Consider the following 22,007-nt stretch of genomic DNA (forward strand, 5'->3'; position numbering starts at 1 on the left):
CCCTTCATTCCATCAATTTCCAGGAGCCTTTCATGAGTCAGGACGTCTATGTAGCCGGGGTCGGCATGATCCCCTTCACCAAGCCCGGCGCGAACCAGCCGTATCCGCAGATGGCCAGCCACGCCGCCAATGCCGCGCTGAAAGACGCCGGCATCGGCTACGAGCTGGTGCAGCAGGCCTATGTGGGCTACGTCTACGGCGACTCCACCGCCGGCCAGCGCGCGCTCTACGAAGTGGGCATGACCGGCATTCCGGTCGTCAACGTCAACAACAACTGCTCCACCGGCTCCACCGCGCTGTTCCTGGCGCGCCAGGCCGTGGCCAGCGGTGCCGCCGACTGCGTGCTGGCGCTGGGCTTCGAGCACATGAGCCCCGGCGCGCTCGGCGCGGTGTTCAACGACCGGCCCAGCCCCTTCGACCACTTCGAGAGCATCACCGACGAGCTGGTGGGCAACGAGCAGGTGCCACTCGCGCTGCGCTACTTCGGCGGCGCCGGGCTCGCGCACATGCAGCAATACGGTACGCAGATGTCCACCTTCGCGAAGATCCGAGCCAAGGCCAGCCGCCATGCGTCGAACAACCCGGTGGCGCTGTTTCGCACCGTCGTCACCGAAGACGAAGTGATGGCCGCACCCGTCATGTGGCCCGGCGTGATGACCCGGCTGATGGCCTGCCCGCCCACCTGCGGCGCTGCAGCGGCCATCGTGTGCTCGGCGCGCTTCGCCGAGCGCCACGGGCTGGACCGCAGCGTGCGCATCAAGGCGCAGGCCATGACCACCGACCGGCCCATCACCTTCGAGAGCCGCGACATGCGCGAGGTGGTCGGCTTCAGCATGGCGCAGGAAGCCGCGCAGAAGGTGTACGACGCGGCCGGCGTCGGCCCGCAGGACGTGGACGTGGTCGAGCTGCACGATTGCTTCGCGCACAACGAACTCATCAGCTACGAGGCGCTGGGCCTGTGCCCGGTGGGCGGCGCGGAGAAGTTCGTGGTCGACGGCGACAACACCTACGGCGGCAAGGTCGTCACCAACCCCTCGGGCGGCCTGCTGTCGAAGGGGCATCCGCTCGGAGCGACCGGGCTGGCGCAATGCACGGAACTGGTACAGCAGTTGCGCGGCACGGCGGACAAGCGGCAGGTGGAAGGCGCGCGGCTGGCGCTGCAGCACAACCTCGGGCTGGGCGGCGCCTGCGTGGTGACGCTCTACGAGCGCGTTTGAAAGGCCTGGCGATGATCGACAAGAAATGGATCGGCCATGAGCTGCCGCCCTCCGTGCTGCCCATCGAGCGCTCCCGCCTGCAGTTCTTCGCCAAGGCCATCGGCGAGACGGACCCCGTCTACACCGATGCCGCCGCCGCGCGCGATGCCGGCTACCCCGACCTGCCCGCGCCGCCGACCTTCCTGTTCGCGGCCGAGTTGGATTCGGGTGCGTCCGACCGGTTGCTGGCCGACCTGGAGATTCCGCTGTCGAAACTGCTGCACGGCGAGCAGGGCTTCAGCTACCACCGGCCGGCCTGCGTGGGCGACACGGTGACGGTGCGCTCCACCATCACCGACATCTACGACAAGAAGAACGGCGCGCTCGAATTCGTCATCAAGACCTCGCGCGCCACCAACCAGCGCGACGAACTGGTGGCCGAACTGCGAACCGTGATCGTCTGCCGACATTGAAGGAGCCCACGCCCATGACAGCACCGACCTACGACGCCGTGAACATCGGCGACGAGCTGCCCGCGCTGCAACTGCCGCCGGTGACCCGGACCACGCTCGCGCTGTTCGCGGGTGCCTCGGGCGACCACAACCCGATTCACATCGACACCGACTTCGCGCGCAAGGCCGGCATGCCCGACGTGTTCGCGCAGGGCATGCTGGGCATGGCCTGGCTCGGCCGGCTGCTCACCCAGTGGGCGCCGCAATCGCAGCTGCGCCGCTTCGACGTGCGCTTCCAGGGCATCACGCACCTGGGCCATGCGGTGCGATGCAGCGGGCGCGTGGTCGAGAAGCTCGAGCACGACGGCGAGCGCTGCGTGCGCGTCGAGGTGCTCAGCGCCAACCAGTACGGACAGACGCGCATCGCGGGCGAGGCGCTCGTCGCGCTGCGTTGAGATCAACCGAAGAAAGACCAGAGACATGACACCCAAGCTCGGCGGCAAGGTCGCCCTTATCACAGGTTCGGGCCGCGGCATCGGCCGGGCCATTGCGCTCAAGCTCGCATCGGAAGGCGCGCGCATCGTCGTCAACGATCTTGACGAGGCCCCGGCGCAGGAAACCGTGCAGGCCATTCGCGCGGCGGGCGGCGAGGCCGTGGCCTGCGTCGGCAGCGTGTCGGCGCCCGACTTTGCGGAGCGTTTCGTGGGCACGGCGGTGAACGAATACAAGGGCCTGGACATCGTCGTCAACAACGCCGGCTACACCTGGGACAGCGTGGTGCAGAAGATGACCGACGAGCAGTGGTACGCCATGATCGACGTGCACCTGACGGCGCCGTTCCGCATCCTGCGCGCGGCGCAGCCGGTGATCCGCGCGCTGTCGAAGGCCGAGACCGAGGCCGGCCGGCGCGTGGTGCGCAAGGTGGTCAACATCTCGTCGGTGGCGGGGCTGTTCGGCAATGCGGGGCAGGCGAACTATTCGACGGCCAAGGCGGGCATCGTGGGCATGACGCAGACGCTGGCCAAGGAGTGGGGGCGCATGAACGTCACCGTCAATTGCGTGGCCTTCGGTTTCATCCAGACGCGGCTGACCGCGAGCACGGCTGAAGCGACGACTGCGAACATCGAGGGACGTGAGATCAAGGTGGGCATCAACCCGGGGTTGCTGTCGATGATGGAGCAGTCGATTCCCCTGGGGCGTGGTGGCACGCCTGAAGAGGCCGCGGGGGCCGTGTATCTGTTGTGCGCGCCTGAGTCGGACTATGTGAGTGGGCAGACTCTGATGTGTACCGGGGGGCTTACGGGGATTTGATCGTGCTGGCATTGTTCGGGGTGCGATCACGCCGAAGGGGGTGCCTTGCTCCGCGAATGTCCCCCGGCCTTCGGGCTCCTCCTTTATTTCGCTGCGGGGAGCACCCCGGTGCCCTGTGCACACCCCCCAACAGCAAGCAACTCGAAATCGGAGCCAAAGAGATGAACACAGAAGAAGGCATCGGCTGGGAAGTAGCAGACGACATAGGCCGCATCGTGCTGAAGCGACCAGAGCGCGCGAACGCGATCGGCCTGAAAAGCAGCCGCGCCCTGGTGCAGGCTATCGACGAAGTGCTCAAGCGCAAACCGCGTGCGATCCTGCTGACCGGCGAAGGCCGCGTGTTCTGCGCAGGCGGCGACATCGAGGAGTTCGTGGCGGCAGGGGATGCGTTGCCCGCATTGGTCGATGGAATTCTCGACCCGCTTCATCCCGCGCTGCTGCGGCTCTCGACGAACCCGGCGCCACTGGTCGTGGCGGTGAACGGCCCCGCGGGTGGCGCTGGCGTGGGGCTCGCGCTGTGCGGCGACTTCGTGCTGGCCGCCGAATCGATGAAGCTGCGAACGGGCTATGCGGCCATCGGGCTGTCGCCTGACGCTGGCGCTTCCTACTTCCTGGCGCGTCGTGTGGGGCCTGTGCGTGCGCAGCAATTGCTGATGCTGAGCGACGCTATCGACAGCCAGCGTTGCCTTGCCTGGGGCGCAGTCGATGCGGTGCATGCCGATGCGGAACTTGCCGAGGCCGGCGAGGCGCTCGTCGTACGCTTGGCGCGCGGTGCCAGTGCGTCGTTCGCCGGCATCAAGGCCCTGTGTGCCGGCGTGCCCGGCCGGCCCTTTGACGAACACCTTGCGATGGAGCACAAGTTGCTGCGCGAACGTGCCGGCAGTGCCGATGCGCGCGAAGGCGTGGCCGCCTTCATGGAGAAGCGCGCGCCGCGTTTTATCGGGCGCTGACAGCCGGCTGCTAGGTGTCGCTCCACTTCCTCAGCAGGTTGTGGTACGTGCCCACCAGCGTGCGGCGGGCCGATTCGTCGGCGCCGCTCTGGTTGAGCCGCTGGATCGCGTTGTCCATGTCGAACAGCAGTGCGCGGTCGCCGGCGTCGCGCACGAGGCTCTGCACCCAGAAGAAGCAGGCCACGCGCACGCCGCGCGTGATGGGCGTCACCTGGTGCAGGCTGGTGGCGGGGTAGAGCACCATGTCGCCGGCCGCGAGCTTCACGGTCTGCATGCCGTGGGTGTCTTCCATCTGCAGCTCGCCACCGTCGTAGCTGTCGGCCTCCGACAGGAACAGCGTGGCCGACAGGTCGGTGCGCAGCTTGCGCCCGGTGCGCGGGTCGATGCGCACGCCGCCGTCCACGTGCGGGCCGAAGCGCATGCCCTCGCTGTAGCGGTTGAACATCGGCGGATACAGCAGGTTGGGCAGCGCCGCGCTGATGAACGTGGGGTGGCGCTCTAGCGCGCTTGCAACGATCGACTGGCACTCGTGCGCCACCGCCGAGCCTTCGTCGATCTGCTGGTTGAACTTGACCGGCGCGCCCTGGTGGCCGGCCGTCACGCGGCCGTCGACCCAGGCGTCGCCGGCCGCATCGAGGCGCGCACGGACCGCGGCGAGTGCTTCGCGGTCGAGGACACCGGGGATGCAGACCAGCATGGCGGAGCGTCTTTCTTCGGTTGGATGCTCAGAGGCGGTAGGTGAGCGTCAGCGTGGCGGCCCGTCCCGAGCCCGGCACCGCGCGGCCGCCGTCCGAGGGGATCAGCGCGTCGTAGTAGTGGCGGTTGGCCAGGTTGAACAGGTTCAGCCGGATGTCGTACTTGGGCTGATGGTAAGCCAGCATCGCATCGAGCCGCACGTAGCCGCCTACCTCCACGAGGTCGGTGTTGTTGGCATAGCGCTTCGCGCTGTAGGTGGTGCCGCCGCCGACTTCCCATTCGGGCGTGATGGCGTAGGTGGCCCACAGGCTGGCCGCATCCTTCGGCGTGTTGGCGGGCACCTTGCCGAGCGTGCCGGGGGCGATGCCGTCGACGATGGTCGCGTCCAGGTGCGTGTAGGCGCCGAACAGCTGCAGCTTGTCGGTCACGCGGCCGGCCACGCCGGCGCGCGCGCCGTTCACGCGGATCGTGCCGGTCGCGCTGTAGGTGCCGTCGTTGTTCTGCGCGCGGGCGTTGGTCTGCGTGATCTGGAACGCGGCGGCCGTGAGCGAGAGGTTGCCGTCGTTCAGGTCCCACTTGCCGCCGAGTTCGTAGGCCTTGTTCTTCTCGGGTGGCAGCGGCTGCGTGCTGCCGGTGGTGGCCACGAGCTGCTCGAGCGAGGGATTGAACGAGGTGCTGTACGACACGTAGTACGACTGCTCGGGCGTGGGCTGCCAGATGGCACCGGCACGCACGCTGGTGAAGTCGACGGTCTGGCTTTCCGAGGCCAGCGTGGTCGCTGTGGAAATGCTGTTGGAGATGCTCGCGCGGTAGTGGTCCTGGCGCACGCCGGCCACCAGCTTCCAGTGCGGGCTGAGTTCGATCGTGTCGTTCACGTAGCCGGCCACCGTGGTGGCGCTCGCGGTGGCCAGGTTGCCGGGCAGGCTGGGCGCGGTGCTCGGCGTGTTGCCCTGGTAGGGTGCCAGCAGCGGCGAGCAGGCGGCATAGCCGCTGGTGCCGCCCGCCGGGTTCAGCGCCACGCCGTTGCAGGTGCCGTTGCGGTAGTAGGCCTGGTTCTCGTAGGTGTCATGGCCCAGCTCGAGGCCCACGAGCAGCGAATGCTTGACGGAGCCGGTGTCGAACTTGGTGCTGAGTTCGGTCAGGTTGAACAGCGACTTGTCGTGGATCGTGCGGTCGTGGCTCTGCTGGCGCACCCACAGCGTGTTCAGCGGCAGCGACGAGAAGGCGGCCGCCGGCACGGCCGTGGTGCCGGTGGAGAAGGGCGTGAACACGTTCTTCGACGACAGCGTGCCGATGGACTGCGGCGCGGTCTCGCGTGCGTCGGTGGTCACGTCGTTGTACTGCGTCTGGTTGCGGATCGACGTGTCGGCCGTGATCTTGTGCTGCACCAGGGCGCCGAAGGCCTGGATGTCGGAGATCGTGCGGTCGTCGCTGAAGCCGTAGGCCTGGTCGCGGTCGACCTTGGCCGGATGGCCGTTGAGCGGCGGCACGCCGTAGTCGGGCTGGTCGCGGTTGTGCTGCACAAGCGCCGACAGCGTGACTTGCGTCGGCGTGTTGATGCCGAACTTGAGCGAGGCGTCCAGGCCGAAGTCCTTCAGCTTGGTCTGCTCGCGCGTGCTGGCGTCGCCCTGCTGGCCCATGGCCGCGATGCGGAAGGCCGAGGTGTCGGACAGCGGACGGTTGATGTCGACGGTCGAGCGCACCAGGCCCGTGGTGCTGGCCGACACCGAGATTTCGCCCGCTGGCGTGAGCGACGGCTTCTTGGTCACCTGGTTGATGATGCCGCCGGTGGAACCGCGGCCGAACAGCATCGACGAGGGGCCCATGAGCACCTCGACCGATTCGAGCGCGAAGGTGTCGCGGTAGTACTGGGCGCGGTCGCGCGCGCCGTCCAGGTACAGGTCGGTGCGGGCCGAGAAGCCGTTGAGGTTGATGTTGGTGCCGATCTGCCCGCCCTCGGCGCCGCCGATGGTCAGGCCCGGCACGTTGCGCAGCGCGCTGGCCAGCGAAGTTGCGGCCTGCGACTGCATCACGGCCTGGTTGATCACGGTGACGGATTGCGGCGCATCGCGCAGGTCGGCCGGCAGGCGGCTGATGGTCGCGGGGTTGGCGCCGAAGCCGGTCTTGTCCTGCGCGCCTTGCACCTGGACTTCGCGCAGCGTGGTCGGCACCGACGTGCCCGGGGCGGGCGAGCTCGCGGTGCTGCTTGGCGCGGCCGGCTGCGGGGCCTGCTGCGCAAACGCGGCGGGCAGCGAGGAAACAAGGCCGACAAGTGCGAGCGCAACAGGTGTGCGGCGGCGTGTCGAAGACGAGAAACGGTTCATTGCGAGCTTTCCGAAGGGTGCGCGGGCGACACGGCCCGGGCCGATGTGGTGCAAACAAAAGCACCACCGACGGAAATTCTTACCGCGAATGAATCTTATTTGAAGAACTTGTTGGGGAGGTGTTTGGCGCGCGATACAGCCGGATTTCTTTACCTTGCAAGTCAGGTGGAAGACAGCTTCGAAGGTGCTGGCGCAAACCGGCGAACGAGGCGCGCTGCAGCTTTTGGTAACGCCGCTGCGGCACACTGTGGGCCCGTTGACGTCCAGCAGACCGCTTTTTCCCCGATGACTTCCAACTCTCTCCAGACTTCCGCAGAGCATGTGCGCCAGGCGATCCGCGCCGCCACCACCGGCCTCGTCGGCCGCGAACAACTGGCGGAACTGATCGTGCTTTCGGCCGTGGCACAGGAGCATCTGCTCGTGGTCGGGCCTCCCGGCACGGCCAAGAGCGCGGTGGTGCGGCGCGTGGCGCAGAGCCTAGGCGGGCGCTACTTCGAATACCTCCTGGGCCGCTTCACCGAGCCGTCCGAACTGTTCGGCCCGGTCGACCTCAACAAGCTGCGCGCAGGCACTGTCGAGACCGACGTCAGCGGCATGCTGCCCGAGGCCGACGTGGCCTTCCTCGACGAAGTGTTCCTCGGCTCCACCGCCATCCTCAACACGCTGCTGGGCGTGCTCAACGAGCGGCGCTTCCGGCGTGGCCACACGCAACTGCATTGCCCGCTGCGCGTGTGCGTCGGTGCTGCGAACGCGCTGCCCGACGACGAGGGGCTTGCGGCCTTCGGCGACCGCTTCCTGCTGCACGTTTTCATCGAGCCCTTGCCCGACCACCAGCTCGAAGCCATGCTGAGCGGCGGTTGGCAGTCGGACCACACACCAGTGGCCGCGGCCGGTGCGCTGGCCGACCTGGACGTGCTTTGCAAGCAGCTGCGGCAGGTCGGTCTCGGTGGCGTGCAGCCGGCGCTGGCCAATGCCATCCGCAAGCTGCGCCAGGCGGGTGTGCAGCTGTCGGACCGGCGCATCGTGAAGTCGCAGCGCCTGCTGGCGGCCGCCGCCGTGCTGGCGGGCCGGCTCGAAACCACCGAGGCCGACCTCTGGCCTTTGCTCTACGTGCTGCCGACGCAAGAAGCGCAGCAGAGCGCGCGCGACGTGCTGCGCGATGCCTTCGCCAACGCCACGCACCCGCACCTGCTGAGCGCGGTGGAAGAAGCCACGCTGCAGCCGCTGTCGCGCGCCGTGCGGCTGGCAGAGTCCGCGCGCGCCTGCCTCGCGGCGGAGCCCACGTCGGCACGCACCCAGGCCGAGAGCGTGCTGCGCGAGATCGACGCCAACTTCAGCAGCGAACTGCTGCCCGAAAGCCTGACCGTCTTGCGCACCCAGCTCGTCGATCGCCTGGCCGCCGCCGCATGAGCGGTGGTGTCGTGACGCCGCTCGAATGGCGCTGGCGCCCGCGCGCCGACCCCTTGCCCGCGCAGGCCGCGGTGGCATGGGGCACGGCGGCGCGCGCATTGCATGCGCGGCTGCAACAACTCAGGCCGGAGCAACAGGCCGAGCTCAGCGCCATGGCCGGGCACGACCTGCTGGTGGTGACCGGCCACGCCGATGCCTTGCCCTGGGTCGACGACGTGGCCTACGCTGGGCCGGCCGACGAAGCGCCGGGCCTGTGGCTGCCCACCGTCGAGGTGCCCGACCTGCCCCTGGACCTGATCGCGCGGCGGCTGCAGCGCGAGCATCCGAAGCGCCAGCCTTTGCTGCTCTGGCCCCGCCCGGCATGCGTGCTGCCGCTCGACCGGCTGCTGCCGCTGTCTGCCGCACTGCTCGCGCGCATCGGCACGCACTGGAGCGGTACGCGCCCATGAACACGACCACCGAACTTCCCGACGCGCTGAAGCCCTGGAGCCCCTGGCTCGCATGGTTCACGCCCGAGATGGCCGCCGAGCTCGGAGCGCTGGTGCAGCGCATGCAGCCGCTGCTGGGGCGCTTCAGAGGACAGATGCGCGGCGGCGTGCCGGAGCCCGACGGGCTCGACGACCTGCGCCGCCGCGGCCCCTACGAACGCCTGCTCGCCACCGAGTGGTTGCTGGCCGATGAGTTGCCCGACGAGTTCCTGCGCCGCGCCGCTTCCAGCGAGCATCTGTTTCTGGCGCCGCGCCCGCGTGCACGTGAAGCCCAAAAGAGCATCGTCGCGATCTTCGATGCCGGGCCGCGGCAGTTCGGTGCGCCACGGCTCGGGCAGCTCGCGCTCTGGATACTGCTGGCCCGTCGCGCGCAGCAGTGCGGTGGCGTGTTCCAGTGGGGCGTGCTGCAGTTGCCCGGCGGGCTGGACGGCGCCGACGACGCGAAACAGCTGCGCTCGCTGCTCAAGGCGCGAGACTTCGACGTCGGCACTCCCGCGCACGCGAGCGCCTGGCGCGAAGTGCTGGACGGGCTGGACCACGTGCCGGGCGAGAGCTGGCTCGTCGGTGCGGCTCCGGCGGAGCAACCCGCGAACGAGCGCTGGACCAGCCACCGCGTGTGCCTGCAGCGCGCGGTGCTGGGCGACGTGCTCGACGTGTCGCTGAGCGATCGCAGCGGGCTGCGCCGCGCACAGCTGCCGCTGCCGTCGGCGAAGGCCGGCGTGCCGCTGTTGCGTGGCGAGTTCACGCCAAGGGCGCCTGCCAACCTGCACCGGCGCCACCGCGGCCGCATTTCGCTGCAGCGGCCGCCGGTCATCTCGCCCATCGGCACGCACGTGGCGGTGCAGCTGCTCGACGAGCCCGGCGTGCTGGTGTTCGCCGTGCCTGCCGATGGCCAGCGCAAGGCCGCCAAGCCCAAGTACCAGTACTGGGGCCAGTCGTTCGTGCCTCTGGCGGTCATGCTGCTGGGCAAGCGCATCGGTGCGCTGCTGAGCTACGACCGCTCGATGCATTTCTGGCAGGTGCCCGGGCTCGGCAACTTCGCCACTCCAGACGCGGAGGAGTTCCGCGCGCCGCCCGGGCTGGCGGTCTGGCTGCCTTCCGCATGGCTGCATGACAGGGAGCACCAGCGCGTCTGCATGATGGACCGCGCCGGCAAGCTCGTGATGTGGAACATGATGCCGGGCGTCAAGCCGAACCCCGAGGCCGGCGCGCCGACGCTGGTCGATGGCAATGTCGTCGGCATGCTGCAGTGGTCCGAGCTGGGGGTGGTCTACGCCGCGGTTCATCACAACCAGCTGGTGTTGAAGCGCCTGGGTGCCGCAGGTGGGCCGGTGCCGGTTCAAGTGATCTGCTCCGGCGTCGCTGAAACGCGCGTGCTCTTTGCCAATGGCTGGCAGTGGCGCAGCGGCGTGGGCGGCATGGCGCTGCGCGTCGCGACCGAGCCGCACAATGTCTGGCGCATCCACCAGCCCGATCCGGCGTCCGCCGGCGGGCGGCATGGCGTGTATCCGCAGAAGTGGACGACCTTCGAGATGCGTGCCCCGCGCGCCGAGGCGCTCATCGACGACAGCACGCACGGCCGCCATGCGCTGCTGAGCCTGTCGCCATCGCTCGACGGGCTGGACCTGCATTCGCAGGCCGGCAGCGAAACCATCTACAAGGCGCCCGAACGCATCGAGCGGATCAGCGTGTGCCCCTGCACCGGCCTGGCGGTCATGCTGACGGTGCACAAGAAAATCATCGTCTACGCGGTGCCCCAGCGGTCGCTGCGCGCGGTGCTGCATGGCGAAGGAGCGAGCAGCGATGCCAACGCCGCCTGAATTCCCCTCCGCAATGCCCGCCGCGCAGGTGCGCCATCCGCTGCTCAAGGGCCGGCAGCCGGTGGCTGGGCTCTGGTTTCCGTCGGACTGGTTCGACGAGGCCGCGCGTTCCCGCCGCATCGTCGATGCCTGGCACGCCGGCGCGCAGGCGTTTCGCTTCGCCGAGGGCGACTTGCTGTGCTTCGCGGCGCCGGCGTCGCTCGACTGCGACCATGCCATCGGCTGGCCGCTGCGTAGGGAGGGGCAGGCGCTTTGTTCCGCCGAACTCGACCCCGCCGAGCGCGCCGGACTGCCGCCGGCCGACGTCTGGCTGGTGAACGGCGGCGAGGTGCTGGCGTTGCGGCTCGCGCAGGCCGAGCCGCTCGATCCATCGCTCTGGCTGGCGCCCGGCCCGGTGCTGTTCGACACCTTCGATTGCCGCGAGACCCTGCCCGAGCCCGTCGTGCTCGATGCCGAGGGACGCACGCTGCGCGAGGTGCTCGGCGACGCCGTGCCGCCAGCCAGTGCCGAGCAGGCAGAGTTTCTCAAGGTCATGGCCGAGCGCGCCCAGCGGGAGAAGGCCCTGCGGCAGGTCGATGCCGGGCCGCCGGGTACCGCAGCCCCCGGTAGCACCCCTCGCGGCAGTGGAGCGGGCATATCGATGCGCGCGGTGGCGTGGCTGGCCGGTATCGCGGCGGCATTGTTCCTGGCGCGTGCGTTGTTCTACGGGCTGTCGGGCTCGCCGGCCGTGCCACCGGGAGCGTCCGCCAAAACCCGGATGGCCGACTCGCAGGTCGATGCGTCTTCGCTGTGGGTGTCGCTGATCGTGTTCGCGCTGGTGCTGTTGCTGGCGTGGTGGGGGTCCCGCAGGAATGAGCGCGAGGTGGGGCGCGCATCGCGGCGTGCCGTGCCAAAACCGGGGACGGGGCCGGGCGCGGCCGCATCGTCGTCCAAGCCGCTGAAGCAACGCGGCACCGCGCAGCCGGACCGCTCGCGATGGCGCGACTGGATGGCGCGCCTGGCGATCACGTCGCGGCTGTCACGCCTGCTCGGCCGCCAGCAGGCCGCGTACCTGAGCCGCATGCTCAAGATGTTCGACGACGGCAACCTCGAACAGGCGCTGCGCCATGCGATTCCGCTGGGCGGCGACATGCAGTCGCTCGGGCAGGCCTTCGGCACGCCGGGGCCGCGCAGCGACCTTTCGCTCAGCGGTTCGCTGGGGCAGGGGCCCAGCATCAATCTCGGCAATGAGTTCGAGGCCCACCTGCGCCAGCTCTATCGCAAGACCTTCGAGAAGCTGGATCGCGAAGGCCGCGTCGACGAGGCCGTGTTCGTGCTGGCCGAACTGCTGCAGTCGCGGCAGGAGGCGCTCGACTATCTGGAAAAGCACCAGCGCCACGCGCAGGCCGCCGAACTCGCGCTGGCCTGGGACTGGCCGCCGGCCGTCATCGTTCGTCTGCTGTGCCTGGCCGGCGACTGGCGCCGCGCATTGGCGGTGGCGCGGCGCGACAACGCATTCGCCAGCGCCGTGCTGCAGCTGCAGGACCGCTGGCCCGACGCGGCCAACCGGCTGCGCGAGGAATGGGGCCAGGCGCTGTCGCAGCAGGGCGAGTGGCTCAAGGCCGTCGATGCGGTGTGGCCGGTGGTCGCGCTGCGCGAGCAGGCCGCCGCCTGGTTGCTGGCCGCTGAGGCCGCGGGTGGGCAACTGGCCGCCCGTGCGCTGGTGCAGCGCGCGCTGTTGCTGCCCGACACCTTGCAGGCCTGCGCGGCGCGGCTGCAGTCGCTGCGCGACGATCCGTCGCTGCACGGCGAACGCGCGGCGCTGGCCGCCGCATTGAACGCGGCGACGGGCCACACCGAAGCTTCGCGCGGGCTGGTGGCCGTGCTGACGCCGGCGCTGCTGGCCGATCAGTCGCAGGGGCGGGGCCGGTTCGACAAGAAAGCGCTGCAGTCGTTGTTGCGGCTGAACCCGGACACCCTGCTGCAGGCCGATCTTCCGGGCGGCGAGCTGCCCGGCACCGAGGCCAGGTCGCTTCTTGCGCAATCGGCACCGCTGAGCTTCGAGGCGCCCGCCGCGGGCGCCCACGCGGTGCTGGACGCCGTGCTGCTGGACGAAGACCGCTATCTGGTCGCCACCGGCGAGGCCGGCGCGCTCATGACCGACGCCACCGGCCGGGTGCTCGCACGCTTTGCCGTGCCGGCGTACCGCCTGGTGGTGGCGCACAGCGGCCAGCTCGCGCTGGCACTCGCGCAGCGTGACGGCCTGTGGCGCGTGAGCCGCATCGACCTCGTGCAGCGGCAGGTCAGCGACCTCGGCCTGAGCGAGATCGACCATTTCGCCGGCGAGTTCGACGGCATCGGCTGGACCGTGGCACACGGGCGGCGCGTGCAGGTGATCTACACGGGCCGCTCGCTGCGCGACGTGCTCTGGCAGGTGAACGACCTGCCCGGCGTGGTGACCGAGCTGTCGGCCACGCGGGAGATGGAGCAGTTCATCGTCGACGACGATGTGTATGGGCCGAGCCTCTGGCGATACCAGTGCCCGCAGCGGCGCTTGTTGAGCCGCGAGCCTCTGGCTGTTTCGCCGGGTGCAATGTCGCGGCGAATGCTGCATCCCCAATTGGTGCCGCTGGGCCTGCGTGGCGATCCGCAGGAGGACGGCAGCCTCGAACTGAGCTGGCTGGGCATGGGCGGAATGAACGGCCGCCTTCGCTTCTTCACCACAGACGCCGGCCACGTGCAGTCGTGGATCGACAGCGACTGGATGGTGCTGCGCCTGTTCGACACGACATGCGACGTGTTCTTCCACCAGCTGCGCGGCGGCCGCCTCGGTGCCAGGGTGTCCTGGCCCGCCGCGGCGCAGATGTGCGCACGCGCGGTGCCCGGCGGCTGGCTGCTGTTCGACGACCAGGGGCGCGTGCTGCACCTCGACACCGCGCGCAGCACGGCGGCGGGCTTCGCCATTCGCTGAGTCGGTCGCTGCTACTTCCAGGGCGTGGGCGGCGGGATCTCGCAGACCGGCTCGACGTCGATGCTCTTGAAGTCCGCCGGCGAGACGATTTCCAGGTACTCCATGTCGGGCGAGTAGTCGAACAGGAAGTGCCGGATGCCCGGGCGCTGGTGCACCACGTCGCCGGCCTCGACCAGCGTTTCCTTGTCCTCGTACATGAAGCGGGCCCAGCCCTTGACCATGATCACGATCTGGAAGTCCGCTTCGTGGCGGTGCCAGCCGGTGCCCGTTTCCGGTGCCATGTTGGCCTTGACGAGGTGCGCGATCACCTTGCCGTTGGTGGCCTCGGCGATGCCCAGGTCGCGGTAGAGGAAGAAGTCGCGCAAGCCGCCCGAGACGAACTCGGTGTCACCGGGCTTGACGTGGGAGAACTGGGTGGCGGTACGGTCCAGCATGGGGCGCTCCTTCGCGGGGGTGATGATGCTGCGCCGCAGCACGCATAAAGCGTTCCCGCCAACCTGGCTCAGCGCCTCGCGAAGCCGTCGGTCGCGCGCACCAGCCGGTCGAGGATGCCGGGCTCCGAGTAGGCATGCCCTGCGCCTTCGACCAGGTGGAACTCGGCCTGCGGCCATGCCTTGTGCAGCGCCCAGGCGAAGCGTGCGGGGCAGGGCATGTCGTAGCGGCCGTGCACGATCACGCCGGGAATGCCGTGCAGCCGGTGCGCATCGCGCAGCAACTGGCCTTCTTCGAGCCAGGCGTCGTGCACGAAATAGTGGTTCTCCAGCCGCGCGAAGGCCAGCGCGAAATGATCGCCGGCATGCGTTTCGGCGAGCGCCGGGCTCGGCAGCAGCGTGATGGTCTCGCCCTCCCACACGCTCCAGGCACGCGCCGCCTCGAGGCGCGCCACCGGGTCGTCGCCGGTGAGCCGCTTGCGGTAGGCCGCGATCATGTCGCCGCGCTCGGCCTCGGGAATGGGGGCCTGGAACTTCTCCCACTTGTCGGGGAACATCTCCGACACGCCGAACTGGTAGTACCAGTTCAGCTCGGCGCGGGTCACGGTGTAGATGCCGCGCAGCACCAGCTCGCTCACGCGCTCGGGGTGCTTCTGTGCATAGGCGAGGGCGAGCGTGGAGCCCCAGGAGCCGCCGAACACCAGCCAGCTGTCGACACCCGCGCGTTCGCGCAGGCGCTCGATGTCGGCAACCAGGTGCCAGGTGGTGTTCGCCTCCAGGCCGGCATGCGGCTGCGACAGGCCGCAGCCGCGCTGGTCGAACAGCATCAGGTCGTAGCGGGCCGGATCGAACAGCCGCCGGTGATCGGGCGAGATGCCGCCGCCAGGGCCGCCGTGCAGGAACACCGCCGGCTTGGCGCCCGGCGTGCCCACCCGCTCGTAGCGGATGCGGTGGCCGTCGCCCACGTCGAGCATTCCGCTCTCATAGGGTTCGATCGGGGGATACAGCTGGCGCAGGTCGGGCATCGATGGTTCTCCTTCGTCGGGTGCCGGTATGTCGAAGGCGAGCATATCGCCCGGTACCCGGCCTTCGCGGCCTACGTGCTCGCCACCAGCAGCTCTTCCCCGCCGCCTGGCGGGCGAAGGCCGTCCGTCCGGTTCGCGAAGTAGCGCCGGGCGAGGTCGTCCGCGCAGACGTGCCGCGCTTCCTTGAAGCCGGCTTCGCGGGCCAGCGCCACGATGTCCGGTGGCGCGAAGAAGCTGATGAAGGGGGTGCCGCTGGCCCGTGCGCCCTTCGCGGCCATCTCCAGGCCGGGGCGCACTTCGGGGTCTGCCATGTCCAGGGGAAGCAGGAAGGTCATGGCGAAGGTCGAACCGGGAGCGAAGCTCGAGGCCTCGCGCAAGGTGGCTGCATTCGCCTCCTTGCTGAGGTACATGCTGACGCCGGTGGACACCACGATCGCCGGCTTGCCCGCATCGAACCCAGCTGCCGCGAGCCCGTCCCGCCAGGAGCCGCCCGCCTCGAAATCGACCGGCACGAAGCGCAGCCAGTCGGGCACTCCCAGCCCCAGTTCGACGAGCCGCTGGCGCTTCCATGCCTGTGGACCCGGCGGGTCGATTTCGAACACCTTCAGGCCTGAGGCAAGCTCCGGCCGCCGCTGCGCAAAGCTGTCGAGCCCCGCGCCGAGGATGACGTACTGCTCCAATCCCCGGCCGGCCTGTTCCACCACCAGGTCCTCGATGAAGCGGGCCCGCGCCACGATGGAGGCGCGAAAGGGGCGCGTGAATTGCGGGTCCATGTCTGCGCGGCTGCGCCATTCCTTGTCGGGCGCAAGCAGCCGGAGGCCGATTTCGTCCTCCAGCACATGCGGAGGCGCGTCGAGTTCGAGATGAAGGGCACGCCACAAGGCGACCCGTGCTGCGGTGCTGTCTGGCATCACGTCATTCACGTCAGTGCTCCTTTCCGGACGATGGCTGGTCTGCCAGTTTGACGGCTTCCGCGGCACCGCGCAGCGTGGCTTGACGGGCCTCCGGGCCTTCCAAGATACTCAACCGCATGGTTCACTCAACCGCAGATTCCGACCCCGGCACCCTCGACGCGGTCTTTGCCGCGCTCTCCGACGCCACGCGCCGTGCGGTGCTCGAGACCCTGGGCGAGCGCAGCCTCAGCGTCACCGAACTGGCCGAGCCGCACAGCATGTCGCTCACCGGCTTCATGAAGCATCTGCGCGTGCTCGAAGACGCCGGCCTGATCTCTCGCACGAAAGAGGGCCGCATCGTGCGCTGCGCGCTGTCCCCCCGGCCCATGCAGGAGGCCGCCGTGTGGTTGTCGCGTTACGAAAGATTCTGGAGCGGGCGCCTCGATGCGTTGGCGCGCTTTCTCCACCACCAGGAGGAAACCGAATGGCGAACCCTTCCCCCCGAGGCACCGAAGGTCGCCCCACGCTCACCCTCCGGCGCCACTACCGCGTCTCGCCCGAAAAAGTCTGGCGCGCCTGGACCGACCCGCAAGCGCTGAAGCTCTGGTTCGGTCCGGACGAGATCGTCGCGGTGCCCATCGCCGAGGTCGACCTCCGCGTGGGCGGCCGCTTCCGCGTGCAGATGCTCGCCAACGACGGCGAGACGCACGACGTGAGCGGCACCTACCTCGAGGTGGTGCCGAACCGCAAGCTGGTTTTCAGCTGGGCATGGCGCAGCACGCCGGAACGCGAGTCGCGCGTCACGGTGCGCATCGAGCCCGATTCCGAAGGCTGCGAACTGGTGCTGCTGCACGAGCAGTTCTTCGACGAAGCCGCGCGCGACGCGCACCACCATGGCTGGAGCGGGGCCCTGGTCAAGCTCGAAAGCTGGCTGGTCCTGACCACCTGAGCTGGCCCCCACACACCGCTCGCGTCACCGCCGCCGCGCATGCATCCATTCGATGCCGCGGGTGCGGCCGCATTGCCGGAGCGTTGACGAAACCCCATACTGGCGGCTCCCATGACGCGATCGATCACCGGAGCCTTCCATGAGCAACGAACTGCGCAAGAAGCTGCATGACCTGGCCGAACTCTGCGACAACGCCCCCGACCCGCAGACCCGGGCCATCATCGAGGCGATCCGGCTCCAGACTGCGGTACTGAACGAGCGGCTGTTCTCCATCGAGCTGCAGCTGGGCGTGCTCAGCAAGCGCATGGAAAATGCGCCCGAAAGCACGACCGGCTGAGGGGGCGCCGCTTTGTAGGGATAATCCCAGCCATGAGCGGCAACACCTTCGGAACACTCTTCGCGGTCACCAATTTCGGCGAGTCGCATGGCCCGGCCATCGGCTGCGTCATCGACGGCTGCCCCCCCGGCATGGAGCTCAGCGAGGCCGACATCCAGGCCGACCTGGACCGTCGCCGTCCCGGCACCAGCCGCCACGTCACCCAGCGCAACGAACCTGATGCAGTGCAGATCCTGTCTGGCGTCTACGAGGGCAGGACCACCGGCACGCCCATCGCGCTGCTGATCCAGAACACCGACCAGCGCAGCAAGGACTACGGGCAGATCGCCCAGCAGTTCCGTCCCGGCCACGCCGACTACACCTACTGGAAGAAGTTCGGCATTCGCGATCCGCGCGGCGGCGGGCGCTCCTCGGCCCGGCTGACCGCACCCACCGTGGCCGCCGGCGCGGTCGCCAAGAAGTGGCTGGCCGAAAAGTACGGCATGGTTTTCCGCGGCTGCATGACGCAGATCGGCGAGATCACCATTCCGTTCGAGAGCTGGGACCACGTGCCCAACAACCCCTTCTTCGCCCCCATCGCCGACGTGAGCGCGCTGGAGGACTACATGGACCGCCTGCGCAAGGCCGGCGATTCTTGCGGCGCGCGCATCCGCGTCACGGCCACCAAGGTGCCCGTGGGCCTGGGCGAGCCGCTGTACGACAAGCTCGATGCCGAAATCGCCTACGCGATGATGGGCCTCAATGCGGTGAAGGCGGTCGAGATCGGCGCCGGCTTCGACAGCGTCGTGCAGCGCGGCACCACGCACGGCGACTCCATCACGCCCACCGGCTTTCTGAGCAACAACGCAGGCGGCATCCTTGGCGGCATCAGCTCCGGGCAAGACCTGGAGGTGAGCATCGCGATTAAGCCCACCAGCTCGATCATCAGCCCGCGCCAGTCCGTCGACATCCACAACAACCCGGTCGAGGTCGTCACCAAGGGCCGCCACGACCCGTGCGTGGGCATCCGCGCGACGCCCATCGCCGAGTCGCTGCTGGCGCTGGTGGTGATGGAGCACGTGCTGCGCAACCGCGCGCAGTGCGGCGATGTGGAGCAGCAACAGCAGAACGCTGCCGAGAAGACCGAAGCCTCTTCGCCCAAGGCGTCCTTCCTCTAGTGTCCGCGCCGGCGTCCGTGGCCGCCGGGCGCGGCCATCTGCTGGCGTTCGCTGGCCTGTCGGCCAGCTATTTCGCGCACATCGGCTTCTTCAATCCCTACCTGCCGCTGTGGCTCAAGGACCTGGGGCTGCCGATCTTCACCATCAGCCTGCTGGCCTCGGTGCAGTCGATCACCCGGGTCTTCGCGCCCTATGCATGGGGCGCGCTGAGCGACCACACCGGGCAGCGCGTGAAGCTGCTTCGCTTCAGCGCGGCGGTGGCGCTGGCCAGTTCTTTCGGGCTCTGGTGGCACGGCGGCGCCTGGTGGCTCGCGCTGGTGCTGCTCGTGATGTTCACGCACACCAGCTCGATGATGTCGCTCACCGAGGCCGCAATGGCGCAGCTCGTGGCGGGCGACTGGGGCCGCTACGGGCGCATCCGGCTGTGCGGTTCGGCCGGCTTCCTGGTCACCGTGTTCTTTGCCGGCGAATGGTTCGAGCGCTTCGGCATGAAGCACTTTCCGGCCTGGGCCGCCGGCACGCTGGCCATCGTGCTGATCGCGACGATGAAGCTGCCCGACCTGCGCGAGCCGCCCGCGGCGCATGACGCCGTCAAGGTGCCCATCGGGCCGGTGCTGCGCAACCCCGCGGTGCGGTGGTTCTTCGCGGCGCTGTTCTTCCAGGTGATGTCGCACTTCTCGGTGTACGCCTTCTTTTCGCTCTACCTCGACTCCATCGGCTACAGCAAGAGCACCATCGGCCTGCTGTGGGCGCTGTCGGTGGTGGCGGAGATCGTGTGGTTCTTCCTGCAGGGCCGGCTGATCGGCCTGCTGCCGATGCCGCGCTGGATGCTGGTGTGCGGCATCGCCGCCGTCGCGCGGCTGGGCCTTACCGCGGGGCTGGGCGGCTTCGTTGCTGCGCTGATCGTGGCGCAGTGGCTGCATGCGCTGAGCTTCGCGGCGCATCACACGACCTGCATCGCGGTGGTGTCGCGCCGCTTTCCCGGCCAGCTGCGCGGGCGGGGGCAGGCGCTGTTCACGGTGATCGGCTATGGCTTCGGCGGCGTGCTGGGTGTGCTGCTCGGCGGTGCGGTGGCACAGGCCTTCGGCTATCGCACCATGTTCACCGCGGCGGCTGCGCTGGCGGTGCTCGGCAGCTTGTGTGCGTGGCGCGTGGTGACGCTGGAACGGGTGGAGCGCGCGGGCAGGGGGTGATGTGGTCCGCGAGAAAAGTGTCATGGGCCTTAAATGCCCGCGTCACTGCAGATTTCTACGCTGCCCGCTTCGTAATCTTTTCTCCCAATTTTCCATGTCCGTTTCCGACGAATCGCGCGGCGCCCGCGCGCCGCGCATCCTTTCGCCTATCGAATCGAATGCCGCCGAACATAACAATGGCAACAGCACTCCGCCGCGCCGCCAGGTGCTCAAGCTTGGGGCATCGCTTCTGACCGTCGGCGGCAGCAGCGCCTTGCTTGCGGCCTGTGGTGGCGGTGGTGGCGGGTCACCTGCTCTCGGTCCGCTGCCCGCGCCTGCTCCCGCTCCCGCGTCGGCATCGCCGCCGCCAGCTGCCGCAGCCAAGATATCCAGCTTCGCGCTGGCCGTGATGCCCGACACGCAGTTCTACGCGCGCTACGCCACCGCGGCCGAGAGCGACCAATATGACAAGCGCTTTGGCAGCGCCCCCTTCGCCGCACAGACGAAATGGATTGCAGCCAACGCCAAGGCACTGAACATTCCATTCACCATCCACCTTGGCGATGTGGTCGACCAGGTCGGCAAGCCGGATCAGTGGAAGGTGGCCGATGCCGCCATGAAGGTGCTCGAAGACGCAAAGCTGCCCTACAGCGTGCTGGCCGGCAACCACGATGTGCTGAGAGACGTCGACTACAGTATCGACCCTGTCGGCGGCACCGATGCCGACCGCACTCCTGCCAACGAGCCCTACATCCAGTGGTTCGGCGCCGAGCGCGCGAAGAAGCAGGCCACGTTCGGCGCACGCGACCCGAGCGGCTTCCACGAATACCACGTGTTCGAGGCGCAGGGCCAGAAATTCATGGTGCTGTCGCTGTCGTGGCGCATCTCCGACGCGGGCATTGCCTGGGCCCGCCAGATGATCGCGAAGAACCCGACGCTGCCCGTGATCCTGGTGAACCACCAGTTGCTCAACATCGCGCCCGACGGCACGAGCCCGCTCGAAACCGACTACGGCAAGATGCTTTGGGACAAGCTGATCCGCGGCAACGACCAGATCTTCATGACGCTCAATGGCCACCACCATGGCGCGGCGCATCTCACGAAGATCAACGACTTCGGCCGCAAGGTCGAGGAGATGGTGGTCGACTATCAGATGGCCTACCAGGGCGGCAATGGCCTGATGCGGCTCTACGAGTTCGACCTCACGAATAAGAAGATCAAGGTGCTGTCGTTCTCGCCCTGGGTGCCGCAGAAGCCCGCAGCCACGCTGAACGCCTTCGACCAGGCCGTGCTCACCACGCCCAACGAAGCCTTCGAAATCGACATGGATTTCTCGCAGCGCTTCGCCGGATTCAACAAGAGCTTCGGCACCGGCAATGCCACCATCGACAGTTCGCTGGTCGACAAGGCCCGCACGATGATCCTTACCAATTACAAGGAACCGGCCACCCTGGAGCAGCGGCCTGCGGCGAACTCGGAGGACTATCCGAAGGTCGCGAACACGCTGGCGCACTGGCGCTTCTTTGGCGGGACGGTCAACCAGCCGGTGCTGTCGGGCACCGTCGTGGCCGATGTCACAGGCAACAACCCGCTGCATCGCGATGCGCTCAACCAAGGCGGCGTCGTGGGGGCTGCAGACGGCGACATTGTTTGGACCGATGACCGGCATTACCTGTCGGCCGCTCCAGGTTCGGTGCGATTCCTCAACACCAACAAGAACACGCCGAGGCTCAGCTACTTCCTCACCGATGCGGCGGCACCGATCAACGCCCAGACGCTGGACAACGGCTACACCATCGAGGCTTTCATCAAGATCGACAAGAGCTGGACCAGCAACAACCAGGCGTGGATGAACATCATGACGCGCGACGGCCGCCGCGGCGACCTGCCAGGCTTCACGGCCGGCGATGGTGAGTCGCCCCCGATGCTGTTCGCCATCTCTAGCTTGCGCGAGGTGCAGTGGGAGGTCGTGCCGGGCTCGAGCGTCCCTCCCAACCCCAAGACCAACTGGTCCGGCGAGGTGATTGCAGACCGCTGGGTGCACATCGCGATCGTGAACGACCCGGTGTCGCACGACACCACGATGTATGTCGAAGGAGCGCCAGTGCTGCGCAATGCGACGGCAGCGCCGGGACTGGCCACGTTGTCGGCCACCTCTGCGTGGGTGGTGGGCGGTGGCTCCTGGGATGGTGCCCGCGCAGATGGCTTCTTCGGCAACATCGGCGAAGTGCGCGTGGTGGCTGCGGCCCTCGCATCTTCGCAGTGGCTCACGGCGCGCAAGCCGGGCTGAACCAACATCCGCGCCAGCACGGCGCCAGGAACGAGGCCGTGACGGAAAGGAATTCCGCCACGGCCTTGATCGCGGTCGCGTTGAACACGGGTCATTGCTCATGGCGCTATTGGCCGTGGTTCTGGCGGCGATGGTGATCCTTGCCAGCCGCCATTG

At 68.4% G+C, this 22,007-nt stretch carries 20 protein-coding genes; 15 read left to right on the forward strand and 5 right to left on the reverse strand.

Features of this window, described 5'->3' with window-relative positions:
• Positions 1-32 precede the first annotated feature (32 nt).
• From ACWV14_RS12535 to ACWV14_RS12555, 5 genes are all read left to right on the forward strand, one after another.
• On the forward strand, positions 33-1,217 hold the full coding sequence (locus tag ACWV14_RS12535) for a lipid-transfer protein (protein ID WP_454908910.1): 1,185 nt from the start codon (positions 33-35) through the stop codon (positions 1,215-1,217).
• An 11-nt stretch (positions 1,218-1,228) separates the two neighbouring features.
• Entirely contained in the window at positions 1,229-1,669 is a 441-nt protein-coding gene (locus tag ACWV14_RS12540) for a MaoC family dehydratase N-terminal domain-containing protein (protein ID WP_422085974.1), read from the forward strand.
• A 14-nt stretch (positions 1,670-1,683) separates the two neighbouring features.
• The gene (locus tag ACWV14_RS12545; RefSeq protein WP_454908911.1) at positions 1,684-2,103 is read left to right on the forward strand and encodes a MaoC family dehydratase; all 420 of its coding nucleotides are present in this window, start codon (positions 1,684-1,686) and stop codon (positions 2,101-2,103) included.
• A gap of 25 nt (positions 2,104-2,128) precedes the next feature.
• On the forward strand, positions 2,129-2,959 hold the full coding sequence (locus tag ACWV14_RS12550; RefSeq protein WP_422085976.1) for an SDR family NAD(P)-dependent oxidoreductase: 831 nt from the start codon (positions 2,129-2,131) through the stop codon (positions 2,957-2,959).
• A gap of 161 nt (positions 2,960-3,120) precedes the next feature.
• On the forward strand, positions 3,121-3,909 hold the full coding sequence (locus tag ACWV14_RS12555) for an enoyl-CoA hydratase/isomerase family protein (protein ID WP_454908912.1): 789 nt from the start codon (positions 3,121-3,123) through the stop codon (positions 3,907-3,909).
• Between the two features lie 10 nt (positions 3,910-3,919).
• On the opposite strand, the gene ACWV14_RS12560 is transcribed toward ACWV14_RS12555, so the two are convergent.
• Complete coding sequence (locus ACWV14_RS12560) at positions 3,920-4,606, reverse strand: Fe2+-dependent dioxygenase (RefSeq protein ID WP_454908913.1); 687 nt, start codon at positions 4,604-4,606, stop codon at positions 3,920-3,922.
• Positions 4,607-4,634: 28 nt separating this feature from the next.
• The gene (locus ACWV14_RS12565; RefSeq protein WP_454908914.1) at positions 4,635-6,929 is read right to left on the reverse strand and encodes a TonB-dependent receptor; all 2,295 of its coding nucleotides are present in this window, start codon (positions 6,927-6,929) and stop codon (positions 4,635-4,637) included.
• Positions 6,930-7,214: 285 nt separating this feature from the next.
• On the opposite strand from ACWV14_RS12565, the gene ACWV14_RS12570 reads away from it, so the two are divergent.
• The 4 genes from ACWV14_RS12570 to ACWV14_RS12585 are packed head-to-tail and all read left to right on the forward strand — an operon-like array spanning position 7,215 to position 13,597.
• Positions 7,215-8,339: an AAA family ATPase gene (locus ACWV14_RS12570; protein WP_454908915.1), complete on the forward strand. Its 1,125-nt coding sequence runs from the start codon at positions 7,215-7,217 to the stop codon at positions 8,337-8,339.
• Positions 8,336-8,788 (forward strand): bpX5 domain-containing protein, encoded by a 453-nt coding sequence (locus tag ACWV14_RS12575; protein ID WP_454908916.1) that lies wholly within the window; start codon positions 8,336-8,338, stop codon positions 8,786-8,788. Before ACWV14_RS12570 ends, ACWV14_RS12575 begins: the two co-directional genes overlap by 4 nt.
• Positions 8,785-10,647 (forward strand): hypothetical protein, encoded by a 1,863-nt coding sequence (locus ACWV14_RS12580; protein WP_454908917.1) that lies wholly within the window; start codon positions 8,785-8,787, stop codon positions 10,645-10,647. Before ACWV14_RS12575 ends, ACWV14_RS12580 begins: the two co-directional genes overlap by 4 nt.
• Positions 10,631-13,597 carry a bpX6 domain-containing protein gene (locus tag ACWV14_RS12585; protein ID WP_454908918.1) on the forward strand — a complete coding sequence of 989 codons (2,967 nt, stop codon included), beginning with the start codon at positions 10,631-10,633 and terminating at the stop codon, positions 13,595-13,597. The genes ACWV14_RS12580 and ACWV14_RS12585 overlap by 17 nt, the downstream gene beginning before the upstream one ends.
• Positions 13,598-13,608: 11 nt before the next feature.
• Here ACWV14_RS12585 and ACWV14_RS12590 read toward each other — a convergent pair whose 3' ends face one another.
• The 3 genes from ACWV14_RS12590 to ACWV14_RS12600 form a co-directional block, all read right to left on the reverse strand.
• A complete protein-coding gene (locus ACWV14_RS12590) occupies positions 13,609-14,031 on the reverse strand; it encodes a cupin domain-containing protein (RefSeq protein WP_081267020.1) in 423 nt (140 codons plus the stop codon).
• Between the two features lie 68 nt (positions 14,032-14,099).
• Positions 14,100-15,053 carry a prolyl aminopeptidase gene (pip, locus tag ACWV14_RS12595; RefSeq protein WP_422085980.1) on the reverse strand — a complete coding sequence of 318 codons (954 nt, stop codon included), beginning with the start codon at positions 15,051-15,053 and terminating at the stop codon, positions 14,100-14,102.
• Positions 15,054-15,124: 71 nt separating this feature from the next.
• Complete coding sequence (locus ACWV14_RS12600; protein ID WP_454909628.1) at positions 15,125-15,964, reverse strand: class I SAM-dependent methyltransferase; 840 nt, start codon at positions 15,962-15,964, stop codon at positions 15,125-15,127.
• Between the two features lie 119 nt (positions 15,965-16,083).
• On the opposite strand from ACWV14_RS12600, the gene ACWV14_RS12605 reads away from it, so the two are divergent.
• The 6 genes from ACWV14_RS12605 to ACWV14_RS12630 all read left to right on the forward strand — a co-directional run bounded on the left by ACWV14_RS12605 (position 16,084) and on the right by ACWV14_RS12630 (position 21,851).
• A complete protein-coding gene (locus tag ACWV14_RS12605; RefSeq protein WP_454908919.1) occupies positions 16,084-16,545 on the forward strand; it encodes an ArsR/SmtB family transcription factor in 462 nt (153 codons plus the stop codon).
• The gene (locus tag ACWV14_RS12610) at positions 16,431-16,895 is read left to right on the forward strand and encodes an SRPBCC family protein (protein ID WP_454908920.1); all 465 of its coding nucleotides are present in this window, start codon (positions 16,431-16,433) and stop codon (positions 16,893-16,895) included. Before ACWV14_RS12605 ends, ACWV14_RS12610 begins: the two co-directional genes overlap by 115 nt.
• A 139-nt stretch (positions 16,896-17,034) precedes the next feature.
• Positions 17,035-17,232: a hypothetical protein gene (locus ACWV14_RS12615; RefSeq protein ID WP_422085982.1), complete on the forward strand. Its 198-nt coding sequence runs from the start codon at positions 17,035-17,037 to the stop codon at positions 17,230-17,232.
• A gap of 32 nt (positions 17,233-17,264) precedes the next feature.
• Positions 17,265-18,389: a chorismate synthase gene (aroC, locus tag ACWV14_RS12620; RefSeq protein ID WP_454908921.1), complete on the forward strand. Its 1,125-nt coding sequence runs from the start codon at positions 17,265-17,267 to the stop codon at positions 18,387-18,389.
• Positions 18,389-19,582, forward strand: coding sequence for an MFS transporter (locus tag ACWV14_RS12625; protein WP_454908922.1), 1,194 nt, complete (start codon positions 18,389-18,391; stop codon positions 19,580-19,582). The genes aroC and ACWV14_RS12625 overlap by 1 nt, the downstream gene beginning before the upstream one ends.
• A 94-nt stretch (positions 19,583-19,676) precedes the next feature.
• Positions 19,677-21,851: a LamG-like jellyroll fold domain-containing protein gene (locus tag ACWV14_RS12630; RefSeq protein WP_454908923.1), complete on the forward strand. Its 2,175-nt coding sequence runs from the start codon at positions 19,677-19,679 to the stop codon at positions 21,849-21,851.
• The last annotated feature ends 156 nt before the right edge of the window (positions 21,852-22,007 follow it).

The sequence above is a fragment of the Variovorax durovernensis genome, from assembly GCF_977011995.1.

Coding starts and splice junctions, on each gene's coding strand:
- ACWV14_RS12605 (WP_454908919.1), top strand. CDS start 16,084: ATGGTTCACTCAACCGCAGATTCCGACCCCGGCACCCTCGACGCGGTC.
- ACWV14_RS12585 (WP_454908918.1), top strand. CDS start 10,631: ATGCCAACGCCGCCTGAATTCCCCTCCGCAATGCCCGCCGCGCAGGTG.
- ACWV14_RS12560 (WP_454908913.1), bottom strand. CDS start 4,606: ATGCTGGTCTGCATCCCCGGTGTCCTCGACCGCGAAGCACTCGCCGCG.
- ACWV14_RS12550 (WP_422085976.1), top strand. CDS start 2,129: ATGACACCCAAGCTCGGCGGCAAGGTCGCCCTTATCACAGGTTCGGGC.
- ACWV14_RS12600 (WP_454909628.1), bottom strand. CDS start 15,964: ATGCCAGACAGCACCGCAGCACGGGTCGCCTTGTGGCGTGCCCTTCAT.
- ACWV14_RS12590 (WP_081267020.1), bottom strand. CDS start 14,031: ATGCTGGACCGTACCGCCACCCAGTTCTCCCACGTCAAGCCCGGTGAC.
- ACWV14_RS12630 (WP_454908923.1), top strand. CDS start 19,677: ATGTCCGTTTCCGACGAATCGCGCGGCGCCCGCGCGCCGCGCATCCTT.
- pip (WP_422085980.1), bottom strand. CDS start 15,053: ATGCCCGACCTGCGCCAGCTGTATCCCCCGATCGAACCCTATGAGAGC.
- ACWV14_RS12570 (WP_454908915.1), top strand. CDS start 7,215: ATGACTTCCAACTCTCTCCAGACTTCCGCAGAGCATGTGCGCCAGGCG.
- ACWV14_RS12615 (WP_422085982.1), top strand. CDS start 17,035: ATGAGCAACGAACTGCGCAAGAAGCTGCATGACCTGGCCGAACTCTGC.
- ACWV14_RS12555 (WP_454908912.1), top strand. CDS start 3,121: ATGAACACAGAAGAAGGCATCGGCTGGGAAGTAGCAGACGACATAGGC.
- ACWV14_RS12540 (WP_422085974.1), top strand. CDS start 1,229: ATGATCGACAAGAAATGGATCGGCCATGAGCTGCCGCCCTCCGTGCTG.
- ACWV14_RS12535 (WP_454908910.1), top strand. CDS start 33: ATGAGTCAGGACGTCTATGTAGCCGGGGTCGGCATGATCCCCTTCACC.
- aroC (WP_454908921.1), top strand. CDS start 17,265: ATGAGCGGCAACACCTTCGGAACACTCTTCGCGGTCACCAATTTCGGC.
- ACWV14_RS12580 (WP_454908917.1), top strand. CDS start 8,785: ATGAACACGACCACCGAACTTCCCGACGCGCTGAAGCCCTGGAGCCCC.
- ACWV14_RS12610 (WP_454908920.1), top strand. CDS start 16,431: ATGGCGAACCCTTCCCCCCGAGGCACCGAAGGTCGCCCCACGCTCACC.
- ACWV14_RS12575 (WP_454908916.1), top strand. CDS start 8,336: ATGAGCGGTGGTGTCGTGACGCCGCTCGAATGGCGCTGGCGCCCGCGC.
- ACWV14_RS12565 (WP_454908914.1), bottom strand. CDS start 6,929: ATGAACCGTTTCTCGTCTTCGACACGCCGCCGCACACCTGTTGCGCTC.
- ACWV14_RS12545 (WP_454908911.1), top strand. CDS start 1,684: ATGACAGCACCGACCTACGACGCCGTGAACATCGGCGACGAGCTGCCC.